The following is a 24195-nucleotide window of genomic DNA, read 5'->3' as shown; positions in this document are numbered from 1 at the left end:
CGTTCAGCTACTTTCACTCGTACACCCGGCCCGGCGAGATCCTGGAACGCATCGAGGACGGCTGGCCGGTGCGGCTGTTCGTCGTCGAGCCGCTCTGCCCCGCCTATGCCGCGCGCAGTATCGATTGCATGCTGTGGTCCGACCCGGAGAACAACCCGCCCAAGGACATGCGGGACATGCAGGCGAAGATGCGCCGTGCGGGCCTCGTCCTTGCCCTGGCGATGGTCGTGGCGATGTTCGTACTCGGCATGCACTGAGGCTCGGCACGCCGCGCTGAGGCTGGGCACGCACTGCGCCTGGACATGCACTGCGGCTGCGCACGCGTATTGCGGCCGGGCACTCGCCGGGGATCGCTACGCTGGCCGCATGAGTGATCAGCCCCGCCGTCTCGTCCTCGCCTCCAAGTCCCCCGCCCGGCTCGGTCTGCTGCGGCAGGCCGGCCTCGCCCCCGAGGTGATCGTCAGCGGGGTCGACGAGGACGCCATCTCCGCACCGACCCCCGCCGAACTCGCCGTCGCCCTGGCCGAGGCCAAGACGTCGGTCGTCGCCGCGCGCCCGGACGTGAAGGGCGCCCTGGTCGTCGGCTGCGACTCGGTCCTCGAACTGGACGGGCAGGCGCTCGGCAAGCCCGCCGACGCCGAGGAGGCCACCGCCCGCTGGAAGTCCATGCGGGGCCGCGCGGGCATCCTGCAGACCGGCCACTGTGTGTACGACACCGCGGCCGGACGCCATGTGTCGGCGCTCGCCTCGACCGTCGTCCGCTTCGGCGACCCCTCGGACGAGGAGGTCGCCGCGTACGTGGCCAGCGGCGAACCCCTCCACGTGGCGGGCGCGTTCACGCTCGACGGCCTCTCGGCGCCCTTCATCGACTCGATCGAGGGCGACCACGGCAACGTCATCGGCCTCTCGCTGCCGCTCTTCCGCCGCCTCCTGGGGGAACTGGGCGTCGGCATCACGCAGTTGTGGGCCGAGTAGCCGAGTAGCCCGGCAGGGCCGGGAAGGGCTCAGGCGGGCTGCGGGGCGCCGTTCTCCGGCGCTCCGCCGGCCTGCGGCTCGTCGGAGACCTCGGCGGGCTTCTTGTCGAACGCCACGAGCGTCAGGACGATCAGGCCGAGCACGACCATCATGAAGACGAAGGCGGGCCAGCCCACCAGGCCGACCGAGAACGCCCCGAGCAGCCCGTGCACCACGGCGGCGCTGATCAGGAGGATCCGGCCGAAGCGGCCCGGCGCGCGGTCCCGTATCGCCGAACGCGCCATCACGACGCCGCAGAGCACGAGGTAGAGACCGAAGACACCGCCCGCTATCCACGTCGACACGGACATCGCGCGCGGATCGAGCCCGGCGAGCGACATGTCCTGCTTGTTCACGACGAGCCCCAGGAACCAGTTGAGCAACACGATGCCCACCGCCTCCACCAACAGCACGATCGCGCCCACCCAGGCCACCGGTCTACGCGCCACGGCGCCCACCCTCTTCCGCTGTTACCGCTAGTACGTGCCAGACATCGCGAACGCTACTAACGGGTAAACCGAGGGACAAGGGCTCTGCCGCAGGCAAAGAATCATTGGGCCATTCGTAGGGACTCCACAAAGATTGCCCCTGTGGCGCGGCACGCTCTCACAGAGACCTTGACCACATCGGCGCGCTAGTCTGCCGAGACAGGACCCTGCGTACCGTGGTGCGACAAGGGATTTCGCGGACGGGCAGGCCCCGGATCACGCTCCGTGTGGGCAAGCTCACCATTGGGGACGGGTCGAAAGGTCGTGTCGGCAGTCCCTAAACTCGGCTTGTTTCAAGGAGGGAGCCATCGTGCGCAAGGTGCTCATCGCCAACCGTGGCGAAATCGCTGTCCGCGTTGCTCGGGCATGCCGGGATGCAGGGATCGCGAGCGTAGCCGTCTACGCAGATCCTGACCGGGACGCTCTGCACGTCCGCGCGGCAGATGAGGCGTTCGCCCTGGGCGGTGACACTCCGGCCACCAGCTACCTGGACATTTCCAAGGTGCTGGCAGCGGCCAAGGACGCGGGGGCGGACGCGGTCCACCCCGGATACGGCTTCCTTTCGGAGAACGCCGACTTCGCGCAGGCCGTACTGGACGCGGGCCTGATCTGGATCGGCCCGCCGCCGCAGGCCATCCGTGACCTGGGTGACAAGGTCGCCGCCCGGCACATCGCGCAGCGCGCGGGTGCCCCGCTGGTGGCCGGTACGCCGGACCCCGTCAGCGGTTCCGACGAGGTCGTGGCCTTCGCCGAGGAGCACGGCCTGCCGATCGCGATCAAGGCCGCCTTCGGTGGCGGCGGACGCGGTCTGAAGGTCGCGAGGACCCTCGAAGAGGTCCCCGAGCTGTACGACTCCGCGGTGCGCGAGGCCGTCGCCGCCTTCGGCCGCGGCGAGTGCTTCGTGGAGCGCTACCTCGACAAGCCGCGGCACGTGGAGACGCAGTGCCTGGCCGACAAGCACGGCAACGTGGTCGTCGTGTCGACCCGTGACTGCTCGCTCCAGCGCCGTCACCAGAAGCTCGTGGAGGAGGCCCCCGCGCCGTTCCTGAGCGAGGCCCAGAACGCCGAGCTGTACGCGGCGTCGAAGGCGATCCTCAAGGAGGCCGGCTATGTGGGCGCCGGCACCGTCGAGTTCCTCGTCGGCGTCGACGGCACGATCTCCTTCCTGGAGGTCAACACCCGCCTCCAGGTGGAGCACCCGGTCACCGAAGAGGTCACCGGCATCGACCTGGTCCGCGAGATGTTCCGCATCGCGGACGGCGAGGAGCTGGGCTACGGAGACCCCGAAATGCGGGGCCACTCCTTCGAGTTCCGCATCAACGGCGAGGACCCGGGCCGCGGCTTCCTGCCGGCGCCGGGCACGGTGACCGTCTTCGATCCGCCGTCGGGTCCCGGCGTCCGCCTGGACGCGGGCGTGGAGTCCGGCTCGGTGATCGGCCCGGCGTGGGACTCGCTCCTGGCCAAGCTGATCGTGACCGGCGCGACGCGCAAGGAGGCCCTCCAGCGGGCCGCGCGTGCCCTCGGGGAGTTCAACGTGGAGGGCATGGCCACGGCCATCACCTTCCACCGCGTGGTCGTCAAGGACCCGGCGTTCGCCCCCGAACTGACCGGCTCCAGCGACCCGTTCACGGTCCACACGCGGTGGATCGAGACCGAGTTCGTCAACGAGATCCCGGCGTTCGCCGCGGCGGCCGACGCCGACGCGGACGAGGAGCCGGGCCGCGAGACGGTGGTCGTCGAGGTCGGCGGCAAGCGCCTGGAGGTCTCGCTCCCCTCGTCGCTCGGCATGACCATCGCCCGCACGGCCGCCGCGGGCGGCGCCCGCCCCAAGCGGCGCGCGGCGAAGAAGTCGGGCCCGGCGGCCTCCGGTGACACCCTGGCGTCGCCCATGCAGGGCACGATCGTCAAGGTCGCGGTCGAGGAGGGCCAGGAGGTCAAGGAGGGCGACCTCGTCGTCGTCCTCGAGGCCATGAAGATGGAACAGCCCCTGAACGCGCACCGCTCGGGCACGATCAAGGGCCTCACGGCGGAGATGGGCGCGAGCCTGACCTCCGGCGCGGTCATCTGCGAGATCAAGGACTGACCCGCAGAGCGTTTGCTCGTACGCTGGCCGGGCTGGAACATCCAGCCCGGCCAGCGGAGTATTCAGCCCGCCAGGCGGAGCATCCAGCCCCGGCCGCGGATTATTCAGCCCGTCCGGCGTTTGAGGACGAACTCGGCGGAGCCGGTGATCGACGGTGCTTACGCTTCGGGCAGACTGGAAGCACGTACGTTCAGGGAGGCCCGGCATGGCACAGGAGCCGCAAAAGCGCCCCCGCTTGAAAAGAGCGGACGCGCGCCGCAACTACGACCGGCTCCTCGCGGAGGCCCGCGCCGCCTTCGCGGAACACGGCACGGACGCCTCCCTGGAGGACATCGCCCGCCACGCGAACGTCGGCATCGGCACCCTCTACCGCCACTTCCCCAACCGGCACGCACTGATGAGCGCCGTCTTCGAGGAGGCGGTGAGTGATCTCCTCGACCGCTCCCGCGCGCTCCTCGAAGATCCGCACCCCTGCTCGGCCCTGGTGACCTGGCTGCGCGCCATCATCACTCATGCGGGTGAGTACCGCGGGCTCTCCCGCGCTCTCATGTCGGCGTCGCACGACGACAGTTCGGCACTCTCCCGATGCAGCAGGCCGATGCGCGAGGCGGGCACGGCGCTGCTCGTGCGGGCGCAGCAAGCAGGCGCCGTACGCCACGGCGTCTCGATCGGCGATCTCATGCAGCTGACCAACGCGATCGCGCTGGCCGCCGAAGAGACCCCCGACGAGCCGGAGTTGGCCGACCGCCTCCTGATGCTGACCCTGCGCGGCCTGAAGCCCGAAGGATCGGCCCCCGACGAGCCCGGCACGGGCCGGGCCGCCGGTTCAGCGGCGGCGTAGATCCGCCACCCTCGCGGCCCGCTCGCCGGGCTGCGACTCCCCGAGCACCGCACTGCGCAACTGCGCACCGGGGCCCGCCCCATGACCGTGATTACGGCGCTGACCCGGCAGTGGCACGTCCCGGCGCGGCTGCCGCGCCGGGACGGAATCCACCCCTGGTCCGGAGTTGGAGTTCGCACCCCCGCCCGCGACCGCGACCTGCACACCCTGGTCAGCCAGGGCCTGCAACTCGGTGGCCGCACGGTCGTCGTGCGTGGGCGGTTCGTCCGTGACCAGGCGGGTGATGACGTCCGTCGGCACCGTCTGGAACATCGTGTCGGTGCCGAGCTTGGTGTGGTCGGCGAGGACCACGACCTCGGCGGCCGCCTGGACGAGCGCACGGTCCACGCTCGCGGAGAGCATGTTGGACGTGGAGAGCCCGCGTTCCGCGGTCAGACCACTGCCCGACAGGAAGGCGCGCGAGACCCGCAGGCCCTGCAGGGACTGTTCGGCCCCACTGCCCACGAGTGCGTAGTTGGAACCGCGCAGGGTGCCGCCGGTCATGACGACCTCGACGCGGTTGGCGTGGGCCAAGGCCTGTGCCACCAGGAGTGAATTGGTGACGACGGTCAGACCGGGTACCCGCGCGAGCCGTCGGGCCAGCTCCTGCGTGGTCGTACCCGCCCCGACGACGATGGCTTCGCCTTCTTCGACGAGTCCCGCCGCGAGATCGGCGATAGCCGTCTTCTCGGCGGTCGCGAGATGTGATTTCTGCGGAAAGCCGGACTCCCGCGTGAATCCGCCCGGCAATACCGCACCGCCATGTCGGCGGTCGAGGAGTCCTTCTGCCTCCAGCGCGCGCACGTCCCGCCGTACGGTCACTTCGGAGGTCTGGACGACGCGGGCGAGCTCCCGGAGCGATACAGCTCCGTTGGCCCGCACCATTTCGAGGATCAATTGGCGACGTTCTGCAGCGAACACGAAACTGACAGTAACCCCAACGACCGTCTGCTTTCAGCAGTTTGCGCCGAATTACAGAAGTTGTTCGCACAGGTGGTTGGGAAGTGGTATAGGCGCCTACTCACCCCGACTATGCCGAGCGAATGGGCTGCAACACGCCGTGACCTGCACGGAGTCCCTACCCCGCCCGCACACTGATCATTCGGCGTTCAACCGACGATCACTTCGCGATCAGGCTTCGCCCGCCGACTTACGCGTGTGGAGTTGACGCGCGACCTCGGCGATCGAGCCCGAAAGGGATGGATACACGGTGAACGCGTTCGCGATCTGCTCGACCGTCAGATTGTTGTCGACCGCGATCGAGATGGGATGGATCAGTTCCGAAGCGCGCGGTGCGACGACCACACCGCCCACCACGATGCCCGTACCGGGACGGCAGAAGATCTTGACGAAGCCGTCGCGGATGCCCTGCATCTTCGCGCGCGGGTTGCGCAGGAGCGGCAGCTTGACGACGCGGGCGTCGATCTTGCCGCCGTCGACGTCGGACTGGCTGTAGCCGACGGTCGCGATCTCCGGGTCGGTGAAGACGTTCGACGAGACCGTCTTCAGGTTCAGCGGCTGCACCGCGTCGCCCAGGAAGTGGTACATCGCGATGCGCCCCTGCATGGCGGCGACGGAGGCGAGCGCGAAGATCCCGGTCACGTCACCGGCGGCGTACACACCGGGGGCGGAGGTGCGCGAGACCTTGTCGGTCCAGATGTGCCCCGAGTCCTTGAGCCGGACCCCGGCCTCCTCCAGGCCCATGCCGCTGCTGTTCGGGATGGCGCCCACGGCCATAAGACAGTGCGTGCCGGAGATGACGCGGCCGTCGTTGAGCGTGACCTCCACGCGGTCGCCCACGCGCTTGGCCGAGGCGGCGCGCGAGCGCGACATGACGTTCATGCCGCGGCGCCGGAAGACGTCCTCCAGGACGGCGGCGGCGTCCGGGTCCTCGCCCGGCAGCACGCGATCACGGCTGGATACGAGCGTGACGTTCGAACCGAGCGCCTGATAGGCCCCGGCGAACTCGGCGCCGGTGACACCGGATCCGACCACGATGAGTTCTTCGGGGAGCTCGTCCAGGTCGTACACCTGGGTCCAGTTGAGGATGCGCTCGCCGTCGGGCTGCGCGTCCGGGACCTCGCGCGGGTGACCGCCGGTGGCGATGAGGACCGCGTCGGCGACGAGGGTCTCCTCGGTCCCGTCGGCCGCGCGCACGACGACCTTGCGCGAACCGTCGGTGTCCTGCTGGCCCTCCAGACGGCCGCGGCCGCGCAGCACGCGTGCGCCCGCACGCGTGACGGAGGCGGTGATGTCGTGGGACTGCGCGAGCGCGAGGCGCTTCACACGGCGGTTGACCTTGCCGAGGTCGACGCCGACGACGCGGGCGGGGGTGTCGATGTGCGGGGTGTCGTCCGCGACGATGATGCCGAGCTCCTCGTACGAGGAGTCGAAGCTGGTCATCACCTCGGCCGTGGCGATCAGAGTCTTCGACGGGACGCAGTCGGTGAGCACCGACGCCCCGCCGAGACCGTCGCAGTCGACGACGGTCACCTCCGCGCCGAGCTGGGCGGCAACGAGTGCCGCCTCGTATCCGCCGGGTCCGCCGCCAATGATCACGATCCGAGTCACGTACTCCATTGTCCCGCACGCTTCAAGGTGCTTCGCCCCCGGGGGCTCCATCCGGGCCGATCCCGGCCGTTCTTCCTACAAGAAGGGCACTTCCTCTGCCGGAGGGACGCACGCGTCGGCTGCCGTACCCTCGATCACATGTCGCTCTACGCCGCGTACGCCGGCAATCTGGATCCGCGGCTCATGTCACGCCGCGCCCCGCACTCGCCGCTGCGCCAGACGGGCTGGCTGAACGGCTGGCGGCTGACGTTCGGCGGGGAGCACATGGGGTGGGAGGGCGCGCTCGCCACGATCGTCGAGGCGCCGCGCTCGCAGGTCTTCGTGACGCTGTACGACGTCGCCCCCATGGACGAGGACTCCATGGACCGGTGGGAGGGCGTGGGGCTCGACATCTACCGCCGGATGCGGGTGCGCGTGCACACCCTCGACGGCGAGGAGCCCGCCTGGGTGTATGTCCTCAACGGTTACGAGGGCGGCCTGCCGTCCGCGCGCTATCTGGGGGAACTGGCCGACGCGGCGGAGACCGCGGGGGCGCCGCACGACTATGTGATGGAGCTGCGCAAGCGGCCCTGCTAGGCCGCGGGCCGCGCTTGCTTCGGGGCTGCTTCGGGCTCGCTCGGGGCTCGCTCCGGGCCTCTCGTCGGAAACGACAAGACAACGATCCGAATCCCGTGAGCATCGTCATCTACGCGCGTAGGGCGTGAGCGGCTACTCTCATCCGCGTGAACGCTTCAGTTATTCCGGACGACATCCAGGGCGACCCCTACGCCGCCGCCGACGCCGCCGCCGCGCGCCTGCGTGAGCTGACGGGCGCCGAGACCCACGACGTAGCCCTTGTGATGGGCTCCGGCTGGGCGCCGGCGGTGGACGCGCTCGGCGTGCCCGACGCCGAGTTCCCCGTCACCGAGCTGCCCGGCTTCCCGCCGCCGGCGGTGGAGGGCCACGGCGGCCGCATCCGCTCCTTCCAGGTCGGCGACAAGCGCGCCCTGGTCTTCCTGGGCCGCACCCACTACTACGAGGGCCGTGGCGTGGCCGCCGTCTCGCACGGCGTGCGCACCGCGGTGGCCGCGGGCTGCAAGACGATCGTGCTGACGAACGGCTGCGGCGGCCTGCGCGAGGGCATGCGCCCCGGCCAGCCGGTCCTGATCAGCGATCACCTCAACCTGACGGCCACGTCGCCGATCGTCGGCGCGAACTTCGTGGACCTCACGGACCTGTACTCCCCGCGCCTTCGCGCCCTGTGCAAGGAGATCGACCCCTCCCTCGAAGAGGGCGTCTACGCACAGTTCCCCGGCCCGCACTACGAGACCCCGGCGGAGATCCGCATGGCCCGCACCATCGGTGCGGACCTGGTGGGCATGTCGACGGTCCTCGAAGCCATCGCCGCGCGCGAGGCGGGCGCGGAGGTGCTCGGCATCTCCCTCGTCACGAACCTCGCCGCGGGCATGACGGGCGAGCCCCTCAACCACGAGGAGGTCCTCCAGGCAGGCCGCGACAGCGCCACCCGCATGGGCGCGCTGCTGGGCCAGGTGCTGGGGCGTATCTGATCCGCACGGACGGGGCGCCCTGCCCGGCGGGGCGCCCGCGCCCCGGGGCGCCCCGCACCGCGTCCCCGCCGCACCCGCTGCCGCGCAAGCCATCCCGCTCCCTTAACCGATTGCCCCGCAGTACGAGAGGCTGACGACACGTGCCGGACGACTCTGAACTCATCGCGCTGGCCAAGACCTGGCTGGCCGAGGACCCGGACCCCGAGACCCGCGAGGAACTCGCCAAGCTCATCGAGACCGCGGCGGCCGCGGACACCGCGGAGCTGGCCGCCCGCTTCGCCGGAACCCTCCAGTTCGGCACCGCGGGCCTCCGCGGCGAGCTCGGCGCGGGCCCCATGCGCATGAACCGCTCCGTGGTCATCCGCGCCGCCGCGGGCCTCGCCGCGTACCTCAAGGCGCAGGGTCAGACCGACGGCCTGGTCGTGATCGGCTACGACGCCCGCCACAAGTCGGCGGACTTCGCGCGCGACACCGCCGCCGTGATGACCGGCGCGGGCCTGCGGGCCGCGGTGCTCCCCCGCCCGCTCCCCACCCCCGTACTCGCCTTCGCCATAAGGCACCTCGGGGCGGTCGCCGGCGTCGAGGTCACGGCGAGCCACAACCCGCCGCGCGACAACGGCTACAAGGTCTACCTGGGCGACGGCTCCCAGATCGTGCCGCCCGCGGACGCGGAGATCGCCGCACAGATCGACGCGGTCGCCTCGCTGCACGACGTACCCCGCCCGGAGTCCGGCTGGGAGACCCTCGCCGACGACGTCCTGAACGCCTACCTCGCGCGCACGGACGCCGTCCTGGCCCCGGACTCCCCCCGGACGGCCCGCACGGTCTACACGGCGATGCACGGCGTCGGCAAGGACACCCTCCTCGCGGCGTTCGACCGGGCCGGCTTCCCCGCGCCCGTCCTCGTCGCCGAGCAGGCGGAACCCGACCCGGACTTCCCGACGGTCGCGTTCCCCAACCCGGAGGAGCCGGGCGCGATGGACCTCTCCTTCGCGAAGGCCCGCGAGACGGATCCTGACCTGATCATCGCCAACGACCCGGACGCGGACCGCTGCGCCGCAGCGGTCAAGGACGACCCCGACGGCACGGACTGGCGCATGCTCCGGGGCGACGAGGTCGGCGCGCTCCTGGCCGCGCACCTCGTGCGCAGGGGCGCACGCGGCACGTTCGCCGAGTCGATCGTCTCCTCGTCCCTCCTGGGCCGGATCGCGGAGAAGGCGGGCCTCGCGTACGAGGAGACCCTCACCGGCTTCAAGTGGATCGCCCGCGTGGACGGCCTGCGCTACGGCTACGAAGAGGCCCTCGGCTACTGCGTGGACCCCGAAGGCGTACGCGACAAGGACGGCATCACGGCCGCGCTGCTCCTGACGGAACTGGCCTCCGAACTCAAGGAGCAGGGCCGCACGCTCCTCGACCTCCTGGACGACCTGGCCGTGGAGCACGGCCTGCACGCCACCGACCAGCTGTCCGTCCGCGTGGAGGACCTCTCCGTGATCGCCGACGCGATGCGCCGCCTGCGCGAGCAGCCGCCGACCGCGCTCGCGGACCTGCCGGTGACGAAAGCCGAGGACCTGACGCGGGGCACGGACAAGCTGCCTCCCACCGACGGCCTGCGCTACACGCTCGACGGGGCCCGCGTCATCGTCCGCCCGAGCGGCACGGAGCCGAAGCTCAAGTGCTACCTGGAGGTCGTGGTCCCGGTGGCGGCCAAGGCCGGCCTGCCCGCCGCCCGCGCCACGGCGACGGACCTCCTCGCGGCGATCAAGCGCGATCTGTCCGCGGCTGCGGGCATCTGACGGTCGCCTGAAGCGGGCGGCCCGGGCAGGCCACCCGTACGAGTGGTTGTGCCCGCGCGGCTGCCGCAGTGATCCGGTGCGCCGCCGGTCCCCCGGGAAGGGTGACCGGCAGCGCACGATCACGTTCCGGGAGCTGCCGCAGTGCCGTACGGACCGACCCCAGAGACCTCGGCCGCCCCGGCCCCCGCCGCCGCGCCCCGCATCCTCCCGCCGCCGCGCGGCGCCCGCGGCACGCCGGGCCGCTCCGCCCTGCGCCACGCGTCGCCCGCCCTCCTCGCCTACGCCGCCGTACGCCTCCTCGGTGTCCTGGTCTTCGCCGTGTGGGCCCGCAGGGAGCACCGGGACGTGTGGCACCTCCTGGCGGAGTCGTGGGACTGCGACTGGTATCTGAAGATCGCCGACGAGGGTTACGCGCACACCCTGGGCACCCAGATCGACGCGAACAACCTCGCGTTCTTCCCCCTGCACCCCCTGCTCATCAGGGCGGGCAGCGTGATCGCGCCGGAGCCGCGCGGTGCCGTGGGGCTCGCGGTCGCCGTCGCCTGCTCGTTCCTCGCGGCGTGGGGGATCTTCGCGGTGGGCGACCACCTGTACGGACGCAGGGCCGGTGTCCTGCTCGCGGCGCTGTGGGGTTCGCTGCCCGTCGCGCTCGTGCAGTGGATGGGCTACACGGAGTCCCTGTTCACGGCGCTCACCGCGTGGGCCCTGTACGCCGTGCTCACCGGACGCTGGATCTGGGCGGGCGCCCTTGCCGCGCTCGCGGGCCTGACCCGCCCCACGGGTGTCGCGCTCGCGGCGGCGGTCTCCCTGACGGCGCTGCTCACGCTGTGGCGCCGCGGGAGGGACGGCCGCGGTTTCCCGGTACGCGTCGTGGTGGGCGCCCTGCTCGCGCCGATCGGCTGGCTCTCGTACGTCGCCTGGGTCGGGTTCCGGCTCGGCCGCTGGGACGGCTACTTCGCCGTGCAGAAGCTGTGGCGCAACGAGTGGGACGGAGGGGTGGGCACCCTGCGGACCGTCCTCGACCTGCTGTCGGTCGAGCGCCCCCAGCTGTTCCTGATGATGGTGACGGCGACCCTGCTGGGTTCGCTGGCGCTGTTCGTCCTGTCGGCGGCCGACCGCCAGCCGCTGCCGCTGCTGCTCTTCACGGGCCTGTTGCTGCTGATCGTCCTGGGCAGCAAGGGCGTCTACTTCCCGCGGGCCCGCTTCCTGCTCCCCGCGTTCCCCCTGCTGCTGCCCCTGGCGGCGGCCCTGGCACGGGCCCGCACGCACGTCACCGTCACGGTGCTGCTCGCGGCGGCGCTGACGTCGGCGGCCTTCGGCGGCCACATGCTCCTGGCGTGGAACGGGCCGCCGTGAGCCACTGAGCGCTGCCCCGGCGCACTCCTAGCCGACAGCGAGGAGCACCGCGAGGAGTACCGCCCCCGCGACGGCCGGGGCGATGACCTCGTAGCCCCAGCGCACGGTGGGCTCGCCCTGCGCGGACTGCGCACCGGCGCGCTGCTCGGAGAGTTCGCGCAGGTCGTCCATGATCTGGTCGCCCGCGGCGCGCAGGGACTCCGGCCGAGGGGGGCGCCGCGGGTCAAGGAGGCTCGGATCACCGGCGGCCGTCCCCTGCGACTTCCTCCTGGCGGCCTTCTTGCGTCCGCGCAGGGAGACCGGGATGGCCCAGATCTGGTACTTGGTGCCGGACTGGGTGAAGACCTCGTTCGAGTACCCGGAGCGGAGTCCCGACACGGACGCCCACGGCAGGGTGATGGTCCGGAAGGGGTTGCGGATGCGCAGCCGGTCGTCGTTGGCGTACACGGCGGGGCGCACGGTGAAGGCGACGACGAGCGGCACCGCGAGGAGCAGCCCGGCGAGCGCGAGCCACGGGGTGCGGCCCTCGCCCCGGATCATCGCGTCGATGCCGAGCCAGCCGCCGAGGGCGAGCAGCAGGACGCCGCCGGCGATACCGCCGGACGACCGGAAGGTCCGGTCCTTGTACTTGGGGTCCTCGGGCTCCGCCACGGGAGGCTGGGGGTCGCTCATACCTCTGATTCTGCCTGAGGCCGGGCGCGGGGGGCCTGCGGGTACCGCCGCGCTTCCTCCCGCCTCTTCAGGACCGCCCCCTGTACAGCCGCTACGCGCGTAGATATGCTCCCCTCGTGACCATGCCCACTGCACCCGCACACGCACTGACCGACGCCACCGCGTCGGACCGCACACTGCGCCGCTTCCTCCACGGGCTGCCCGGCGTCGACACGGTCGGCCTGGAGGCGCGTGCCGCCTCGCTCGGCACCCGCTCGATCAAGACGACGGCGAAGGCGTACGCCATCGACCTCGCCATCTCGATGATCGACCTGACGACGCTGGAGGGCGCCGACACCCCGGGCAAGGTCCGGGCGCTCGGCGCGAAGGCCGTGAACCCCGATCCGACCGACCGCGGCACCCCGAAGACCGCCGCGGTCTGCGTCTATCCGGACATGGTGGCCACCGCCAAGGAGACCGTCGGCGACAGCGGCGTCAAGGTCGCCTCCGTCGCGACCGCCTTCCCCGCGGGCCGCGCCGCCATCGACGTGAAGCTCGGCGACGTCCGCGAGGCCGTCGCCGCGGGTGCCGACGAGATCGACATGGTCATCGACCGCGGCGCCTTCCTCGCGGGTGACTACATGACGGTGTTCGAGCAGATCCGCGCCGTGAAGGAAGCCTCCGGCGAGGCCCGGCTCAAGGTCATCTTCGAGACCGGCGAGCTGTCCACGTACGACAACATCCGCCGCGCCTCCTGGATCGGCATGCTCGCGGGCGCGGACTTCATCAAGACCTCGACCGGCAAGGTCGGCGTCAACGCCACCCCGGCGAACACCCTCCTGATGCTGGAGGCCGTGCGCGACTTCCGCCTCCAGACCGGGGTGCAGGTCGGCGTGAAGCCGGCGGGCGGCATCCGCACCTCCAAGGACGCGATCAAGTTCCTCGTCCTGGTGAACGAAACCGCGGGCGCGGACTGGCTGGACAACCACTGGTTCCGCTTCGGCGCCTCATCGCTCCTCAACGACCTGCTGATGCAGCGCCAGAAGCTGGCCACGGGCCGCTACTCCGGCCCCGACTACGTGACGGTGGACTGACCCATGACTTCCACACCTTCGGCTTCCGCCGCTTTCGAGTACGCCCCCGCCCCGGAGTCCCGCTCCGTCGTCGACATCGCGCCGTCGTACGGCCTGTTCATCGACGGCGAGTTCACGGAGGCGGCGGACGGCAAGGTCTTCAAGACCGTCTCGCCCTCCACCGAAGAGGTCCTCTCCGAGGTCGCGCAGGCCTCCTCCGAGGACGTCGACCGCGCGGTGAAGGCCGCCCGCAAGGCCTTCGAGAAGTGGTCGGCCCTTCCGGGCGCCGAGCGCGCCAAGTACCTCTTCCGGATCGCCCGGATCATCCAGGAGCGCAGCCGCGAACTGGCCGTCCTGGAGACCCTCGACAACGGAAAGCCCATCAAGGAGACGCGCGACGCCGACCTCCCCCTGGTCGCCGCGCACTTCTTCTACTACGCGGGCTGGGCCGACAAGCTCGACCACGCGGGGTACGGCGCGAATCCGCGGCCGCTGGGCGTCGCGGGCCAGGTCATCCCCTGGAACTTCCCGCTCCTGATGCTGGCCTGGAAGATCGCCCCGGCCCTCGCGACGGGCAACACGGTCGTCCTGAAGCCCGCCGAGACCACTCCCCTGAGCGCCCTGTTCTTCGCGGACATCTGCCGCCAGGCGGGCCTGCCCAAGGGCGTCGTCAACATCCTTCCCGGTTACGGCGACGCGGGCGCCGCGCTGACCGCCCACCCGGACGTGAACAAGGTCGCCTTCACCGGCTCGACCGCCGTCGGCAAGGCCATCGCGCGCCAGGTCGCGGGCACGGACAAGAAGGTCACGCTGGAGCTGGGCGGCAAGGGCGCGAACATCGTCTTCGACGACGCCCCCGTCGACCAGGCCGTCGAGGGCATCGTCACCGGCATCTTCTTCAACCAGGGCCAGGTCTGCTGCGCGGGCTCGCGCCTCCTCGTACAGGAGTCGGTCCAGGACGAGGTGCTCGACGCGCTCAAGCGCCGCCTGTCGACGCTGCGCCTCGGCGACCCGCTCGACAAGAACACGGACATCGGCGCGATCAACTCCGCCGAGCAGCTCGCCCGTATCACCGCCCTCACCGAGACGGGCGAGGCGGAGGGCGCCGAGCGCTGGTCCGCCCCGTGCGAACTGCCCTCGTCCGGCTACTGGTTCGCGCCGACGCTCTTCACGAACGTCACCCAGGCGCACACCGTCGCCCGCGACGAGATCTTCGGCCCGGTGCTCTCGGTGCTCACCTTCCGTACGCCGGAAGAGGCCGTCGCCAAGGCCAACAACACCCAGTACGGCCTCTCCGCCGGCATCTGGACGGAGAAGGGCTCCCGCATCCTCGCGGTCGCCGACCGCCTGCGCGCGGGCGTGATCTGGGCCAACACGTTCAACAAGTTCGACCCGACCTCGCCCTTCGGCGGCTACAAGGAATCGGGTTACGGCCGCGAGGGCGGTCGCCACGGCCTGGAGGCGTACCTCGATGTCTGACCGTTTGAGTGTCTTCAAGACCTACAAGCTGTACGTCGGGGGCAAGTTCCCCCGCAGCGAGAGCGGCCGGGTGTACGAGGTGACCGACTCCAAGAACAAGTGGCTGGCCAACGCCCCGCTCTCGTCCCGCAAGGACGCGCGTGACGCGGTCGTGGCCGCGCGCAAGGCGCAGGGCGGCTGGGCGGGCAAGACGGCCTACCTGCGCGGCCAGATCCTCTACCGCGTCGCGGAGATGCTGGAGGGCCGCAAGGACCAGTTCGTCCGTGAGGTCGCCGAGGCCGAGGGCCTGTCCAAGTCCAAGGCGGCGGCGGTCGTGGACGCGGCGATCGACCGCTGGGTCTGGTACGCGGGCTGGACCGACAAGGTCGCTCAGATCGTGGGCGGCGGAAACCCCGTCGCGGGCCCCTTCTTCAACCTCTCCTCGCCCGAGCCGACGGGCGTGGTGACGGTCGTCGCCCCGCAGAAGTCGTCGTTCCTGGGCCTGGTCTCGGTGATCGCCCCGGTGATCGCGACGGGCAACACGGCCGTGGTGATCGCCAGCGAGAACTCCCCGCTCCCGGCGCTCTCGCTCGGCGAGGTGCTCGCCACCTCGGACCTGCCCGGCGGCGTCGTGAACATCCTGTCCGGCAAGACCGCGGAGATCACTCCGTCGCTCGCCGCGCACCAGGACGTGAACGCGATCGACCTCGCGGGCGTCGAGGACGACGACTTGGCGAAGGAGCTCGAAGTCGCCGCGGCGGACAACCTCAAGCGCGTCGTCCGTCCACAGCCTGTGGACTGGTCGGCCGATCCGGGCACGCACCGCCTGACGGCCTTCCTGGAGACCAAGACGGTCTGGCACCCCACGGGTTCGCTGGGCGCGTCCGGCTCCTCGTACTGAGGCAGCCCTCCACCCCGGACCACTCCCCGCACGACGAAGCCCCGGCCCTCCTCCGTCCAGGAGGGCCGGGGCTTCGCCCTTTTCCGGTCCGCGCCGCGCGGCTCAGATGCCGAGCCGTGCCGCGATCCCGTCCAGGACGCAGGCCAGGCCCGTCTCGAACGTCCAGGTGGCGTCGTCCTTGCGGTGCGACCGCAGGCCGTAGCGCCGGTAGGTGGGGTAGCGGCCGGTGTCCATGAGGTACGTCATCTGCGGCGCGAGGCCCATCCGCGTCTCGGCGCCCGACGACCAGCCCTCGGACTTCGTCCACTCCCGCACGGCCACCTCGGACGAGGCCGCACCGTGCGCGTAGGCGCTGACCGTGCGGAAGGCCATCATCATCGTGTCCTCGTCGAGCCCGAGCCCGTCGAGCGCCGCCAACTGCCGCTCCGCGATGGCCATCCGGCCCGGCGTGAGCACGAACAGGGCCGTGGGCAGCTCACCCACCCACGGGTGGCGCAGCATCATCTCGCGGGTCAGCAGGGCGAAGGCGTGCAGCACCTCGCGCCATTCGGTCAGCTCGTCCGGGACCCGGTACTCGGCCGCCACCCGCTCGGCCATCAGCGCCCACAGGTCGTCCTTGCCCGAGACGTGCCGGTACGCCGCCATGGGCGCCACCCCCAGCTCGGTGGCGAGCCGTCGCATCGTGACGGCGGCGAAGCCCTCCGCGTCGGCAACCCGCACCGCCACGGCGCCGATCCGCTCCAGGGACAGCGAGGCGCGGGGCGCGGCCGGCTGCTCCAGGCGCTCCCAGAGCGACTTGTCCGGCGTCGTCTTGCCGTCCTTCTTCTGGCCAGCCACAGCCGTGCCCCTCTCTCGGATCGTCGTCGGACCGTGAGCGTACAACGTATCCCTCAGTAGACGCCGTACACATGCCGCGTGTACGTTGTACGCATCGAGATACGCCGTACACACTCACACATCCGGGGGTTCCCATGTCAGAGACCGACCGCACCCGCACGCCTCTGCGCGTGGCCGTCGTCGTCGCGAGCACCCGCGAGGGCCGGTTCGCGCCCGTCGTCACGCGGTGGCTCACGGGCCACCTCGACCAGCGCGACGACATGACCACCGACGTCGTCGACCTCGCCGAGACCCCGCTGCCCACCGTCTTCCCGGCCTTCGGGCAGCCGCCCGCACCCGGCACCGAGGAAGCCCTCGCCCTGGTCTCGCCGCGCCTCGCCGCCGCCGACGCGTTCCTGTTCGTCACGCCGGAGTACAACCACAGCTTCCCGGCGTCCCTGAAGAACGCCGTCGACTGGCACAACACGCAGTGGCACGGCAAGCCGATCGGCTTCGTCTCCTACGGCGGCCTCTCCGGCGGCCTGCGCGCGGTGGAACAACTCCGCCTGGTCATGGCCGAGTTGAACGCCACCACCATCCGCAACACGGTCAGCTTCCACAACGCCTTCGGCCAGTTCGGCGAGGACGGCGCCGTCGAGGACCCCGCGGTCGACACCGCCGCCAAGGCGCTGCTCGACCAACTCGCCTGGTGGGCGCACGCCCTGCGGGACGCCAGGTCCCGCACCCCGTACGCCGCCTGACCGGACGCCGCTTCACACCCCAGGGGGAGCCATGACGCAGACCACGGAAGCGACGAATACCCCGGGTCCCGATCCCGCGGACGCCGGATCACCACCGCCCCCGGACGAGGGCGGACCCTCCAAGCTCGTCCTCTTCGGGCTGCTCCTCGGCCTGATGCTCGGACTGCTCGACGGCACGATCACGGGCACCGCCCTGCCCACCATCGTCGGCGACCTCGGCGGCCTCGACCATCTCTCCTGGGTGGTCACGGCCTATCTGCTCACCGCATCGGTCTCCACGCCCATCTGGGGAAAGCTCGGCGACCTTTACGGGCGCAAGGGCAGTTTCATCTGGTCGATCGCGGTGTTCCTCGCGGGCTCGGTCCTCTCCGGGCTCGCGCAGGACATGGGCCAGCTCATCGCCTTCCGCGCCGTGCAGGGCCTGGGCGCTGGCGGTCTGATGGTCGGCGCCGTCTCGATCATCGGCGTCATGCTGCCGCCGTCACAGGCGGGCCGCTCGCAGTCGATGGTCGGCGCGATGATGCCCGTGGCGCTGGTCGGCGGCCCGCTGCTCGGCGGCTTCCTCACCGACCAGTTGGACTGGCGCTGGGTCTTCTACGTCAACGTGCCCATCGGCGCACTCGCCCTCCTGATCATCGGCCTGCGCCTACGCCTGCCCACCGAGCGGGTCACGGCCCGCATCGACGTCGCGGGCGCCGCGCTCCTCTCCACCGGCATCCTCGCCCTGACGCTGCTGGGCAGTTGGGGCGGGACGACGTACGGCTGGGCGTCGCCGCAGATCATCGGGCTCGGCGTGCTCGGCGCCGGCTCCCTGGTCTGGTTCGCCCGGGTCGAGCGGCGGGCGGCCGAACCGGTCATCCCGCCCCGGCTCTTCGCCGACCGCAACTTCACGCTCGCCCAGGTCCTCGCCTTCCTGGTGGGCGCGGCCATGCTCGCGGCATCCGCGTACCTGCCGCAGTACATGCAGTTCGCGCGCGGCGCCTCGTCGACGGCCAGCGGGCTGCTGCTGCTTCCGCTGATGGCGGGCATGTTCGGGGCGCAACTCCTGCTCGGACGGATCACGTCCGCGGGCGGCGGCTACCGCACCTATACCGTCATGGGCGGCGCGTTGACGGCCGTCGGCGGCCTCGCGCTCCTGGCGGTCGGCGCGGACACCCCCACCGCCGTGACGTCAGCGCTAACGTTCCTGCTCGGCGCGGGCGTGGGTTTCCTGATCCAGAGCACCCTGCTCATCACCATCAACAGCGCGGACCCGCGCGACATGGGCGCCGCCACCGGCACCACCACGCTCCTGCGCACGATCGGCGGCTCACTGGGCATCGCCGTCCTGGGCGCCGTCTACGCGAACCGCCTGACATCGGGCGGCATGCCGGACGGCGGCACCTCGTGGACCCCGGAGGCGGTCGGGAAGATGCCGGAGCCGGTACGGGAAACGGTGCGCACGGCGGTTACCGGCGGCATGCACGGCGTGGCCATCGGCACCGCGCTCCTGGGCACCGCGGCCTTCGCGGTGGCATGGCTGGTGCGGGAAGTCCCCCTGCGCAAGGGGTGACAAGGGGACTTCGCGCCTCGATCCCGCTAGCCGGGCAGCAGCCCCGTGGCCTCGCCCACCAGCGGCAGGTCGCCCAGGGCCGCGCCCTCGGTCAGCGGGGCCGTCACGGGCGCCGTCGAGACCGGCTTGAAGTCCGCGATCTGGGTGCCCAGGGCGTTGTCCAGCGGGTCGGACCCGGTGCCCGCGAGCGGGTTGAGCTTCAGCTGCTTGAGCGGCCCGATCCCGCCCGCGGAGACCTCCTCCACCGCCCGGAGCACTCCCGCGCCGGCCGCCGGCAGATTGTCCGACGCCTGTGGCACGGGGACCGGTGCCGCGCTCGCCGTCGCCGCGCCGCCGATACCGAGCGCCGTGCCCGCGACGGAGACCGTCAGACCCGCGCGCAGCAGGGCGCGGGAGAGGTGCTTGGAGGCTGTTGCGTGCCGTGCCATGGGTACCGCCCATATCCTCTTGAGTAATCAGATGCCCACGTAGCGTAGTTGAGGTGTGATGCGGGTACCAAAGCCCTACCCGTCGGGTCGCCCGCGCGGCCCAATGCCGCACACTGGTCTCTCGTGAGTTCCCATCCCCCGATACCCACCCGGGTCGTGCTGCTCTCCGGCCCCTCCGGTTCAGGCAAGTCGTCGTTCGCCGCTCGCTCCGGGCTGCCCGTCCTGTGCCTGGACGACTTCTACAAGGAAGCCGGCGACCCGACGCTGCCGCAGGTTCCGGGCAGCGCCGACATCGACTGGGACTCTCCTGCGTCCTGGGACACGGACGCCGCCCTCGCCGCTATCGAGCAGCTGTGCCGCACGGGACGTACGAGCGTTCCCGTCTATGACATCGCCACCAGTTCGCGTACGGGCGAGAGCGCGATGGACATCGAGCGCACACCGCTCTTCATCGCGGAGGGAATCTTCGCCGCGGACATCGTGGAGCGGTGCAGGGAGACCGGCGTGCTCGCCGACGCGATCTGCCTGCGGGGCCGGCCTTCCACGACCTTCCGGCGGCGGCTGCTGCGGGATCTGCGCGAGGGACGCAAGTCCGTGCCGTTCCTGCTGCGGCGCGGGTGGCGGCTGATGCGCGCCGAACGCGCCATCGTCGCGCGGCACACCGCGCTGGGCGCCCACCCGTGCGGCAAGGACGAGGCGTTGGGGCGGGTCGCCGCCGCGGCGGCCGGGCGGTGCGTGAAGGCCCGGGGCGCCGTTCTCTAGGCAACCCCAAAAGGCAACCCCAAAAGGCACCTCCACAAGGCAGCACCGAAAGGCGGCACCAAAAGCAGAAGGACCGGAAAGACCCCCCGGCCTTCCGGTCCTGCCACTTTTCCCCCGTGGATCCCCCGTGATCCCCGTTTGTCCCCCGTGTTCCCCCCTGCTCCGCCGCGTCCCCCCGGAGCGGCGCCCCCGTGATCCCTAGGCGACCAACTCGCCGAAGGACTCTTCCTCGTCACGGCCGAAGCTGAGGACGTCGTCCTCGCGCAGCCGGCGCAGGGAGCGCCAGATGCTGGACTTCACCGTGCCCACGCTGATGTCGAGGATGTCCGCGATCTCGGGGTCCGTGCGGCCCTCGTAGTAACGCAGGACCAGCATCGTCCGCTGCAGTTCGGGGAGGCGGGCCAGGGCCTGCCAGAGAACCGCGCGGAGTTCGGTGCCGCGCATCGCGTCCGTGTCGCCCGCCGTCTCCGGCAGCTCCTCGGTCGGGTATTCGTTGAGCTTGCGGCGCCGCCAGGCGCTGATGTGCAGATTGGTCATGGTGCGGCGGAGGTAACCGCCGACCGCGGCCTTGTCGCTGATCCTGTCCCAGGCCCGGTACGTCGAGAAGAGGGCGCTCTGGAGCAGGTCCTCGGCCTCGAAACGGTCACCGGTCAGGTGATAGGCGGTTGCGTACAGGGAGGCACGACGCTCCTGGACGTAGGCGGTGAACTCCGCCTCCGACGCTGTGGTGCGCTCCCCCGTGTCCTCCCTGTACGCGGCTCCCCCGTGAGCCCCCCCATCGGTACCGCCGTTGTCCCCGTGGGTCTCCCCCCGGAACGCGTCAACCACCGTCATGTACGCGGTGTGCTGACGCCCGGTGCCGCGAGCGCACCCCCGCCCGCTCACGGCACCGGACTTCTCGTGCCTCTCGGCGGTCCGGATCACGTCGTGGAGTCGCGTGATTACTGCGCTTGAGCTGGTGCTGTGCAGTGAGTTCATCTCGCGCCCCCCGTCGGTGGTGTCCGGCTTTCCGTGTGACCAAAACTCTGCACGACCCACTTCATGACGGTGTCCGCCGACTGTCACAGGCCTGCAACAGCCGTTCCATGTGTGGGGGAGACGTGTGGATCAGGGCCCTGCCGCCCCTTTGAGGGCCCCGGGGAGGACCAACAGTCGAACTGTGCCCTTGCCATGGGACAGAATGACGTCCGTGCCTTCCCTGTTGCTGATCGAGGACGACGACGCCATCCGTACGGCCCTTGAGCTTTCGCTCACCCGCCAAGGGCATCGGGTGGCTACTGCTGCCACCGGCGAGGACGGCCTGAAGCTGCTCAGTGAGCAGCGGCCGGATCTGATCGTGCTGGATGTGATGCTGCCGGGCATCGACGGCTTCGAGGTGTGCCGTCGTATCCGGCGCACCGACCAGTTGCCGATCATCCTGCTGACCGCGCGCAGCGATGACATCGACGTGGTCGTCGGACTGGAGTCCGGTGCCGACGACTACGTGGTCAAACCCGTGCAGGGGCGGGTGCTCGACGCCCGTATCCGTGCGGTGCTGCGGCGCGGTGAGCGCGAGGCCAATGACGCGGCGACGTTCGGTTCGCTCGTCATCGACCGTGCCGCGATGACCGTCACGAAGAACGGCGAGGACCTGCAGCTCACGCCGACCGAACTGCGGCTCCTTCTCGAACTGAGCCGCAGGCCCGGACAGGCGCTTTCGCGACAGCAGTTGCTGCGCCTGGTGTGGGAGCACGACTACCTCGGCGACTCCCGGCTCGTCGACGCGTGCGTGCAGCGGCTGCGCGCGAAGGTGGAGGACGTGCCGTCCTCGCCGACACTGATCCGTACGGTCCGCGGGGTCGGCTACCGGCTGGACACCCCTCAGTGACCAAACCGCAGGACAAGCTCCGCGGCTGGGCCGCGGCGCGCAAGGCGATACTGGCGGGGCTCCGCTTCACGAGTCTGCGGCTCCGGCTCGTCGTGGTGTTCGGCCTGGTGGCGCTCACCGCCGCCGTGACGGCTTCCGGAATCGCGTACTGGCTCAACCGCGAGGCGGTCCTGACGCGGGCGCAGGACGCGGCCCTGAAGGACTTCCAGCAGGAGATGCAGACTCGCGCCGGCGCGCTGCCGCCCAATCCGACCCAGGACGAGTTGCAGCAGGCCGCGGGGACGATGGCCAACAGCAGCCAGCGCTACAGCGTGCTCCTGATCGGGGAGAACGCCGACGGTGACCCGATCGTCGGCTACTCCGACCTGGACGCCTTCACGCTCGCCGACGTGCCCAAGTCGCTGCGCAAGACGGTGAACAAGGAGCAGCCGCTCACCTCCAGCAACAAGAGCCCGTACCACCTGTACTGGCAGCGGACCGTCGACAACGGCACCCCGTATCTCGTGGGCGGCGCCAAGGTCATCGGGGGCGGGCCGACCGGTTACATGCTCAAGTCCCTTGAGCCGGAGGCGAAGGATCTGAGCTCTCTCGGCTGGTCGCTCGCGATCGCCACGGGGCTCGCGCTGATCGGTTCCGCGCTGCTCGCGCAGGCCGCCGCGACCACCGTGCTCAAGCCCGTGCACCGGCTCGGGGTCGCCGCGCGGCGGCTCGGCGAGGGCAAGCTCGACACGCGCCTGCGGGTGTCGGGCACGGACGAACTGGCCGATCTGTCACGCACGTTCAACCGGACCGCGGAGAGCCTGGAGAAGAAGGTCGACGACATGAGCGCCCGTGACGAGGCGTCGCGGCGCTTCGTCGCCGACATGTCGCACGAACTGCGGACGCCGCTGACCGCGATCACCGCGGTGACGGAGGTGCTCGAGGAGGAGCTGGACGCGGAGACCGGCAGCGTCGATCCGATGATCGAGCCCGCCGTGCGCCTGGTGGTCAGCGAGACCCGGCGGCTCAACGACCTGGTCGAGAACCTGATGGAGGTGACCCGCTTCGACGCGGGTACGGCCAGGCTCGTCCTGGACTACGTCGACATCGCCGACCAGATCACGGCCTGCATCGACGCCCGTGCCTGGCTCGACGCGGTCGAGCTCGACGCGGAGCGCGGCATCATGGTGCGGCTCGACCCGCGCCGGCTCGACGTCATCCTGGCGAACCTCATCGGCAACGCCCTCAAGCACGGCGGCTCCCCGGTGAAGGTGTCGGTGCGGATCGCGGGCGACAAGCTCGTCATCGCGGTGCACGACGGGGGCCCCGGCATCCCCGAGGGCGTCCTTCCGCACGTCTTCGACCGCTTCTACAAGGCGAGCGCGTCCCGGCCGCGCTCGGAGGGCAGCGGTCTGGGGCTCTCCATCGCCCTGGAGAACGCGCACATCCACGGCGGTGAGATCACCGCGGCGAACTCGCCGAAGGGCGGCGCGGTGTTCACGCTGTGGCTGCCGCGCGACACGTCGGCGCTGCTGCCCGCGGACGACACGGACGAGGGCACGGACGGTGACGAGGCCGTCGAGGGAGAGAAGCCATGAACCGCCGACGGCTGCGTGCCGCCCTCCTCGCCGCCGCGCTGACCGCGACGCTCGCCGGCTGCGGGATCCGCTCGACGGAGGTGCCGACGGACTTCGGGCCCGGGCCCTCGCGCGTACCGTGCGTGATGTCCGGGTCGAGCATCGCCTCGCAGTCCACCAGCGGTGTCCCGGTGCAGGTCTTCCTGGTGTGCGCCGCCCAGCTCGTGACCGTGGACCGGTCGGTGCGCATCCCCACCGAGAAGGCGACGACCGACCGGGTCCGCATCGCCCAGGCGCTCCTCGACGAACTGGCGAAGGCCCCCTCGCCCCCGGAGAAGCAGGCGGGCTTCGCGACGGACGTACGCGGCGGGACGGTCGTCAGGGGACCCGGCAAGGGGGACCCCGAGGACGCGCTGCGGTTCAGTACGTCGCCGGAGGACCTGTCGGCGTTCGCATTGGCACAGATCGTGTGCACCTTCGCGGACAGTGCGGCGGCGGGCGCCGACCGCGAGGTGATCCTGGGCGGCCCGGGCGACGACCCCCTGCGCCGCTACGAGTGCACCCAGGCCGTCCGCCAGCGCCCCGGCACGGTGGCTCCGCCCACCGAGACGGTGAAGTAGCCGAACAGGACAGTC

General features: G+C 71.0%; 24 protein-coding genes. 17 read left to right on the top strand and 7 right to left on the bottom strand.

What is annotated here, in order from left to right:
* Together ABZ906_RS35175 and ABZ906_RS35170 are read left to right on the top strand one after the other, a co-directional pair.
* Window positions 1-257, top strand: a 257-nt coding sequence (locus ABZ906_RS35175) for a hypothetical protein (protein WP_361389849.1), incomplete at its 5' end; no start/stop codon positions are given.
* A gap of 109 nt (window positions 258-366) precedes the next feature.
* Window positions 367-975: a nucleoside triphosphate pyrophosphatase gene (locus ABZ906_RS35170; RefSeq protein ID WP_361182041.1), complete on the top strand. Its 609-nt coding sequence runs from the start codon at window positions 367-369 to the stop codon at window positions 973-975.
* A 29-nt stretch (window positions 976-1004) separates the two neighbouring features.
* On the opposite strand, the gene ABZ906_RS35165 is transcribed toward ABZ906_RS35170, so the two are convergent.
* Window positions 1005-1463, bottom strand: coding sequence for a hypothetical protein (locus tag ABZ906_RS35165; protein ID WP_361182042.1), 459 nt, complete (start codon window positions 1461-1463; stop codon window positions 1005-1007).
* A gap of 349 nt (window positions 1464-1812) precedes the next feature.
* Between ABZ906_RS35165 and ABZ906_RS35160 the strand changes: the two genes are divergently transcribed.
* A complete protein-coding gene (locus tag ABZ906_RS35160; RefSeq protein WP_361389819.1) occupies window positions 1813-3585 on the top strand; it encodes a biotin carboxylase N-terminal domain-containing protein in 1773 nt (590 codons plus the stop codon).
* 205 nt (window positions 3586-3790) lie between these two features.
* Window positions 3791-4426 carry a helix-turn-helix domain-containing protein gene (locus ABZ906_RS35155; RefSeq protein ID WP_361182046.1) on the top strand — a complete coding sequence of 212 codons (636 nt, stop codon included), beginning with the start codon at window positions 3791-3793 and terminating at the stop codon, window positions 4424-4426.
* Here the strand turns inward: ABZ906_RS35155 and ABZ906_RS35150 are convergent.
* Entirely contained in the window at window positions 4412-5386 is a 975-nt protein-coding gene (locus ABZ906_RS35150; protein WP_361182047.1) for a DeoR/GlpR family DNA-binding transcription regulator, read from the bottom strand. The two genes, ABZ906_RS35155 and ABZ906_RS35150, sit on opposite strands and share 15 nt — an antisense overlap.
* A 210-nt stretch (window positions 5387-5596) precedes the next feature.
* Window positions 5597-7045: an NAD(P)H-quinone dehydrogenase gene (locus ABZ906_RS35145; protein WP_361182049.1), complete on the bottom strand. Its 1449-nt coding sequence runs from the start codon at window positions 7043-7045 to the stop codon at window positions 5597-5599.
* A 129-nt stretch (window positions 7046-7174) separates the two neighbouring features.
* On the opposite strand from ABZ906_RS35145, the gene ABZ906_RS35140 reads away from it, so the two are divergent.
* The 4 genes from ABZ906_RS35140 (at window position 7175) to ABZ906_RS35125 (ending at window position 11735) form a co-directional block, all read left to right on the top strand.
* Complete coding sequence (locus ABZ906_RS35140; protein ID WP_249588135.1) at window positions 7175-7612, top strand: gamma-glutamylcyclotransferase; 438 nt, start codon at window positions 7175-7177, stop codon at window positions 7610-7612.
* 146 nt (window positions 7613-7758) lie between these two features.
* A complete protein-coding gene (locus ABZ906_RS35135) occupies window positions 7759-8583 on the top strand; it encodes a purine-nucleoside phosphorylase (RefSeq protein ID WP_361182053.1) in 825 nt (274 codons plus the stop codon).
* Between the two features lie 140 nt (window positions 8584-8723).
* On the top strand, window positions 8724-10379 hold the full coding sequence (locus ABZ906_RS35130) for a phospho-sugar mutase (RefSeq protein WP_361389817.1): 1656 nt from the start codon (window positions 8724-8726) through the stop codon (window positions 10377-10379).
* Between the two features lie 201 nt (window positions 10380-10580).
* Window positions 10581-11735 carry a glycosyltransferase family 39 protein gene (locus ABZ906_RS35125; RefSeq protein WP_361389847.1) on the top strand — a complete coding sequence of 385 codons (1155 nt, stop codon included), beginning with the start codon at window positions 10581-10583 and terminating at the stop codon, window positions 11733-11735.
* Window positions 11736-11762: 27 nt separating this feature from the next.
* On the opposite strand, the gene ABZ906_RS35120 is transcribed toward ABZ906_RS35125, so the two are convergent.
* Window positions 11763-12407 (bottom strand): PH domain-containing protein, encoded by a 645-nt coding sequence (locus ABZ906_RS35120; RefSeq protein ID WP_361389815.1) that lies wholly within the window; start codon window positions 12405-12407, stop codon window positions 11763-11765.
* Between the two features lie 122 nt (window positions 12408-12529).
* Here ABZ906_RS35120 and deoC point away from each other — a divergent pair, with 122 nt between their 5' ends.
* From deoC to ABZ906_RS35105, 3 genes are read left to right on the top strand one after another with little or no spacing between them, the layout of a single operon-like run.
* The gene (gene deoC / locus ABZ906_RS35115; protein ID WP_361182499.1) at window positions 12530-13480 is read left to right on the top strand and encodes a deoxyribose-phosphate aldolase; all 951 of its coding nucleotides are present in this window, start codon (window positions 12530-12532) and stop codon (window positions 13478-13480) included.
* Window positions 13481-13483: 3 nt separating this feature from the next.
* On the top strand, window positions 13484-14938 hold the full coding sequence (locus tag ABZ906_RS35110; protein WP_361389813.1) for an aldehyde dehydrogenase family protein: 1455 nt from the start codon (window positions 13484-13486) through the stop codon (window positions 14936-14938).
* A complete protein-coding gene (locus ABZ906_RS35105; protein ID WP_361389811.1) occupies window positions 14931-15818 on the top strand; it encodes an aldehyde dehydrogenase family protein in 888 nt (295 codons plus the stop codon). The genes ABZ906_RS35110 and ABZ906_RS35105 overlap by 8 nt, the downstream gene beginning before the upstream one ends.
* A 102-nt stretch (window positions 15819-15920) precedes the next feature.
* On the opposite strand, the gene ABZ906_RS35100 is transcribed toward ABZ906_RS35105, so the two are convergent.
* The gene (locus ABZ906_RS35100) at window positions 15921-16655 is read right to left on the bottom strand and encodes a TetR/AcrR family transcriptional regulator C-terminal domain-containing protein (protein ID WP_361389809.1); all 735 of its coding nucleotides are present in this window, start codon (window positions 16653-16655) and stop codon (window positions 15921-15923) included.
* 134 nt (window positions 16656-16789) lie between these two features.
* Between ABZ906_RS35100 and ABZ906_RS35095 the strand changes: the two genes are divergently transcribed.
* Together ABZ906_RS35095 and ABZ906_RS35090 are read left to right on the top strand one after the other, a co-directional pair.
* Window positions 16790-17395, top strand: coding sequence for an NAD(P)H-dependent oxidoreductase (locus ABZ906_RS35095; protein WP_361182063.1), 606 nt, complete (start codon window positions 16790-16792; stop codon window positions 17393-17395).
* 31 nt (window positions 17396-17426) lie between these two features.
* A complete protein-coding gene (locus tag ABZ906_RS35090; RefSeq protein ID WP_361389807.1) occupies window positions 17427-18947 on the top strand; it encodes an MDR family MFS transporter in 1521 nt (506 codons plus the stop codon).
* A gap of 26 nt (window positions 18948-18973) precedes the next feature.
* Here ABZ906_RS35090 and ABZ906_RS35085 read toward each other — a convergent pair whose 3' ends face one another.
* Window positions 18974-19375: a hypothetical protein gene (locus tag ABZ906_RS35085; RefSeq protein ID WP_361182067.1), complete on the bottom strand. Its 402-nt coding sequence runs from the start codon at window positions 19373-19375 to the stop codon at window positions 18974-18976.
* Window positions 19376-19498: 123 nt separating this feature from the next.
* Here ABZ906_RS35085 and ABZ906_RS35080 point away from each other — a divergent pair, with 123 nt between their 5' ends.
* Complete coding sequence (locus ABZ906_RS35080; RefSeq protein WP_361182068.1) at window positions 19499-20137, top strand: ATP-binding protein; 639 nt, start codon at window positions 19499-19501, stop codon at window positions 20135-20137.
* Between the two features lie 198 nt (window positions 20138-20335).
* On the opposite strand, the gene ABZ906_RS35075 is transcribed toward ABZ906_RS35080, so the two are convergent.
* Window positions 20336-21115: a SigE family RNA polymerase sigma factor gene (locus ABZ906_RS35075; protein ID WP_361389805.1), complete on the bottom strand. Its 780-nt coding sequence runs from the start codon at window positions 21113-21115 to the stop codon at window positions 20336-20338.
* Window positions 21116-21326: 211 nt separating this feature from the next.
* Here ABZ906_RS35075 and afsQ1 point away from each other — a divergent pair, with 211 nt between their 5' ends.
* The 3 genes from afsQ1 to ABZ906_RS35060 are packed head-to-tail and all read left to right on the top strand — an operon-like array spanning window position 21327 to window position 24180.
* The gene (gene afsQ1, locus ABZ906_RS35070) at window positions 21327-22004 is read left to right on the top strand and encodes a two-component system response regulator AfsQ1 (RefSeq protein WP_030562528.1); all 678 of its coding nucleotides are present in this window, start codon (window positions 21327-21329) and stop codon (window positions 22002-22004) included.
* Complete coding sequence (locus tag ABZ906_RS35065) at window positions 22001-23581, top strand: HAMP domain-containing sensor histidine kinase (RefSeq protein ID WP_361182072.1); 1581 nt, start codon at window positions 22001-22003, stop codon at window positions 23579-23581. The genes afsQ1 and ABZ906_RS35065 overlap by 4 nt, the downstream gene beginning before the upstream one ends.
* Entirely contained in the window at window positions 23578-24180 is a 603-nt protein-coding gene (locus tag ABZ906_RS35060; protein ID WP_361182074.1) for a hypothetical protein, read from the top strand. Before ABZ906_RS35065 ends, ABZ906_RS35060 begins: the two co-directional genes overlap by 4 nt.
* Window positions 24181-24195 lie beyond the last annotated feature (15 nt).

Source organism: Streptomyces sp. NPDC046925 (assembly GCF_040644915.1).
Taxonomy (GTDB): Bacteria; Actinomycetota; Actinomycetes; order Streptomycetales; family Streptomycetaceae; genus Streptomyces.
This window is presented reverse-complemented; position numbering and strand designations above follow the sequence as displayed.

Coding starts and splice junctions, on each gene's coding strand:
- ABZ906_RS35105 (WP_361389811.1), top strand. CDS start 14,931: ATGTCTGACCGTTTGAGTGTCTTCAAGACCTACAAGCTGTACGTCGGG.
- ABZ906_RS35090 (WP_361389807.1), top strand. CDS start 17,427: ATGACGCAGACCACGGAAGCGACGAATACCCCGGGTCCCGATCCCGCG.
- ABZ906_RS35140 (WP_249588135.1), top strand. CDS start 7,175: ATGTCGCTCTACGCCGCGTACGCCGGCAATCTGGATCCGCGGCTCATG.
- ABZ906_RS35110 (WP_361389813.1), top strand. CDS start 13,484: ATGACTTCCACACCTTCGGCTTCCGCCGCTTTCGAGTACGCCCCCGCC.
- ABZ906_RS35155 (WP_361182046.1), top strand. CDS start 3,791: ATGGCACAGGAGCCGCAAAAGCGCCCCCGCTTGAAAAGAGCGGACGCG.
- ABZ906_RS35085 (WP_361182067.1), bottom strand. CDS start 19,375: ATGGCACGGCACGCAACAGCCTCCAAGCACCTCTCCCGCGCCCTGCTG.
- deoC (WP_361182499.1), top strand. CDS start 12,530: ATGCCCACTGCACCCGCACACGCACTGACCGACGCCACCGCGTCGGAC.
- ABZ906_RS35145 (WP_361182049.1), bottom strand. CDS start 7,045: ATGGAGTACGTGACTCGGATCGTGATCATTGGCGGCGGACCCGGCGGA.
- ABZ906_RS35095 (WP_361182063.1), top strand. CDS start 16,790: ATGTCAGAGACCGACCGCACCCGCACGCCTCTGCGCGTGGCCGTCGTC.
- ABZ906_RS35060 (WP_361182074.1), top strand. CDS start 23,578: ATGAACCGCCGACGGCTGCGTGCCGCCCTCCTCGCCGCCGCGCTGACC.
- ABZ906_RS35075 (WP_361389805.1), bottom strand. CDS start 21,115: ATGAACTCACTGCACAGCACCAGCTCAAGCGCAGTAATCACGCGACTC.
- ABZ906_RS35120 (WP_361389815.1), bottom strand. CDS start 12,407: ATGAGCGACCCCCAGCCTCCCGTGGCGGAGCCCGAGGACCCCAAGTAC.
- ABZ906_RS35170 (WP_361182041.1), top strand. CDS start 367: ATGAGTGATCAGCCCCGCCGTCTCGTCCTCGCCTCCAAGTCCCCCGCC.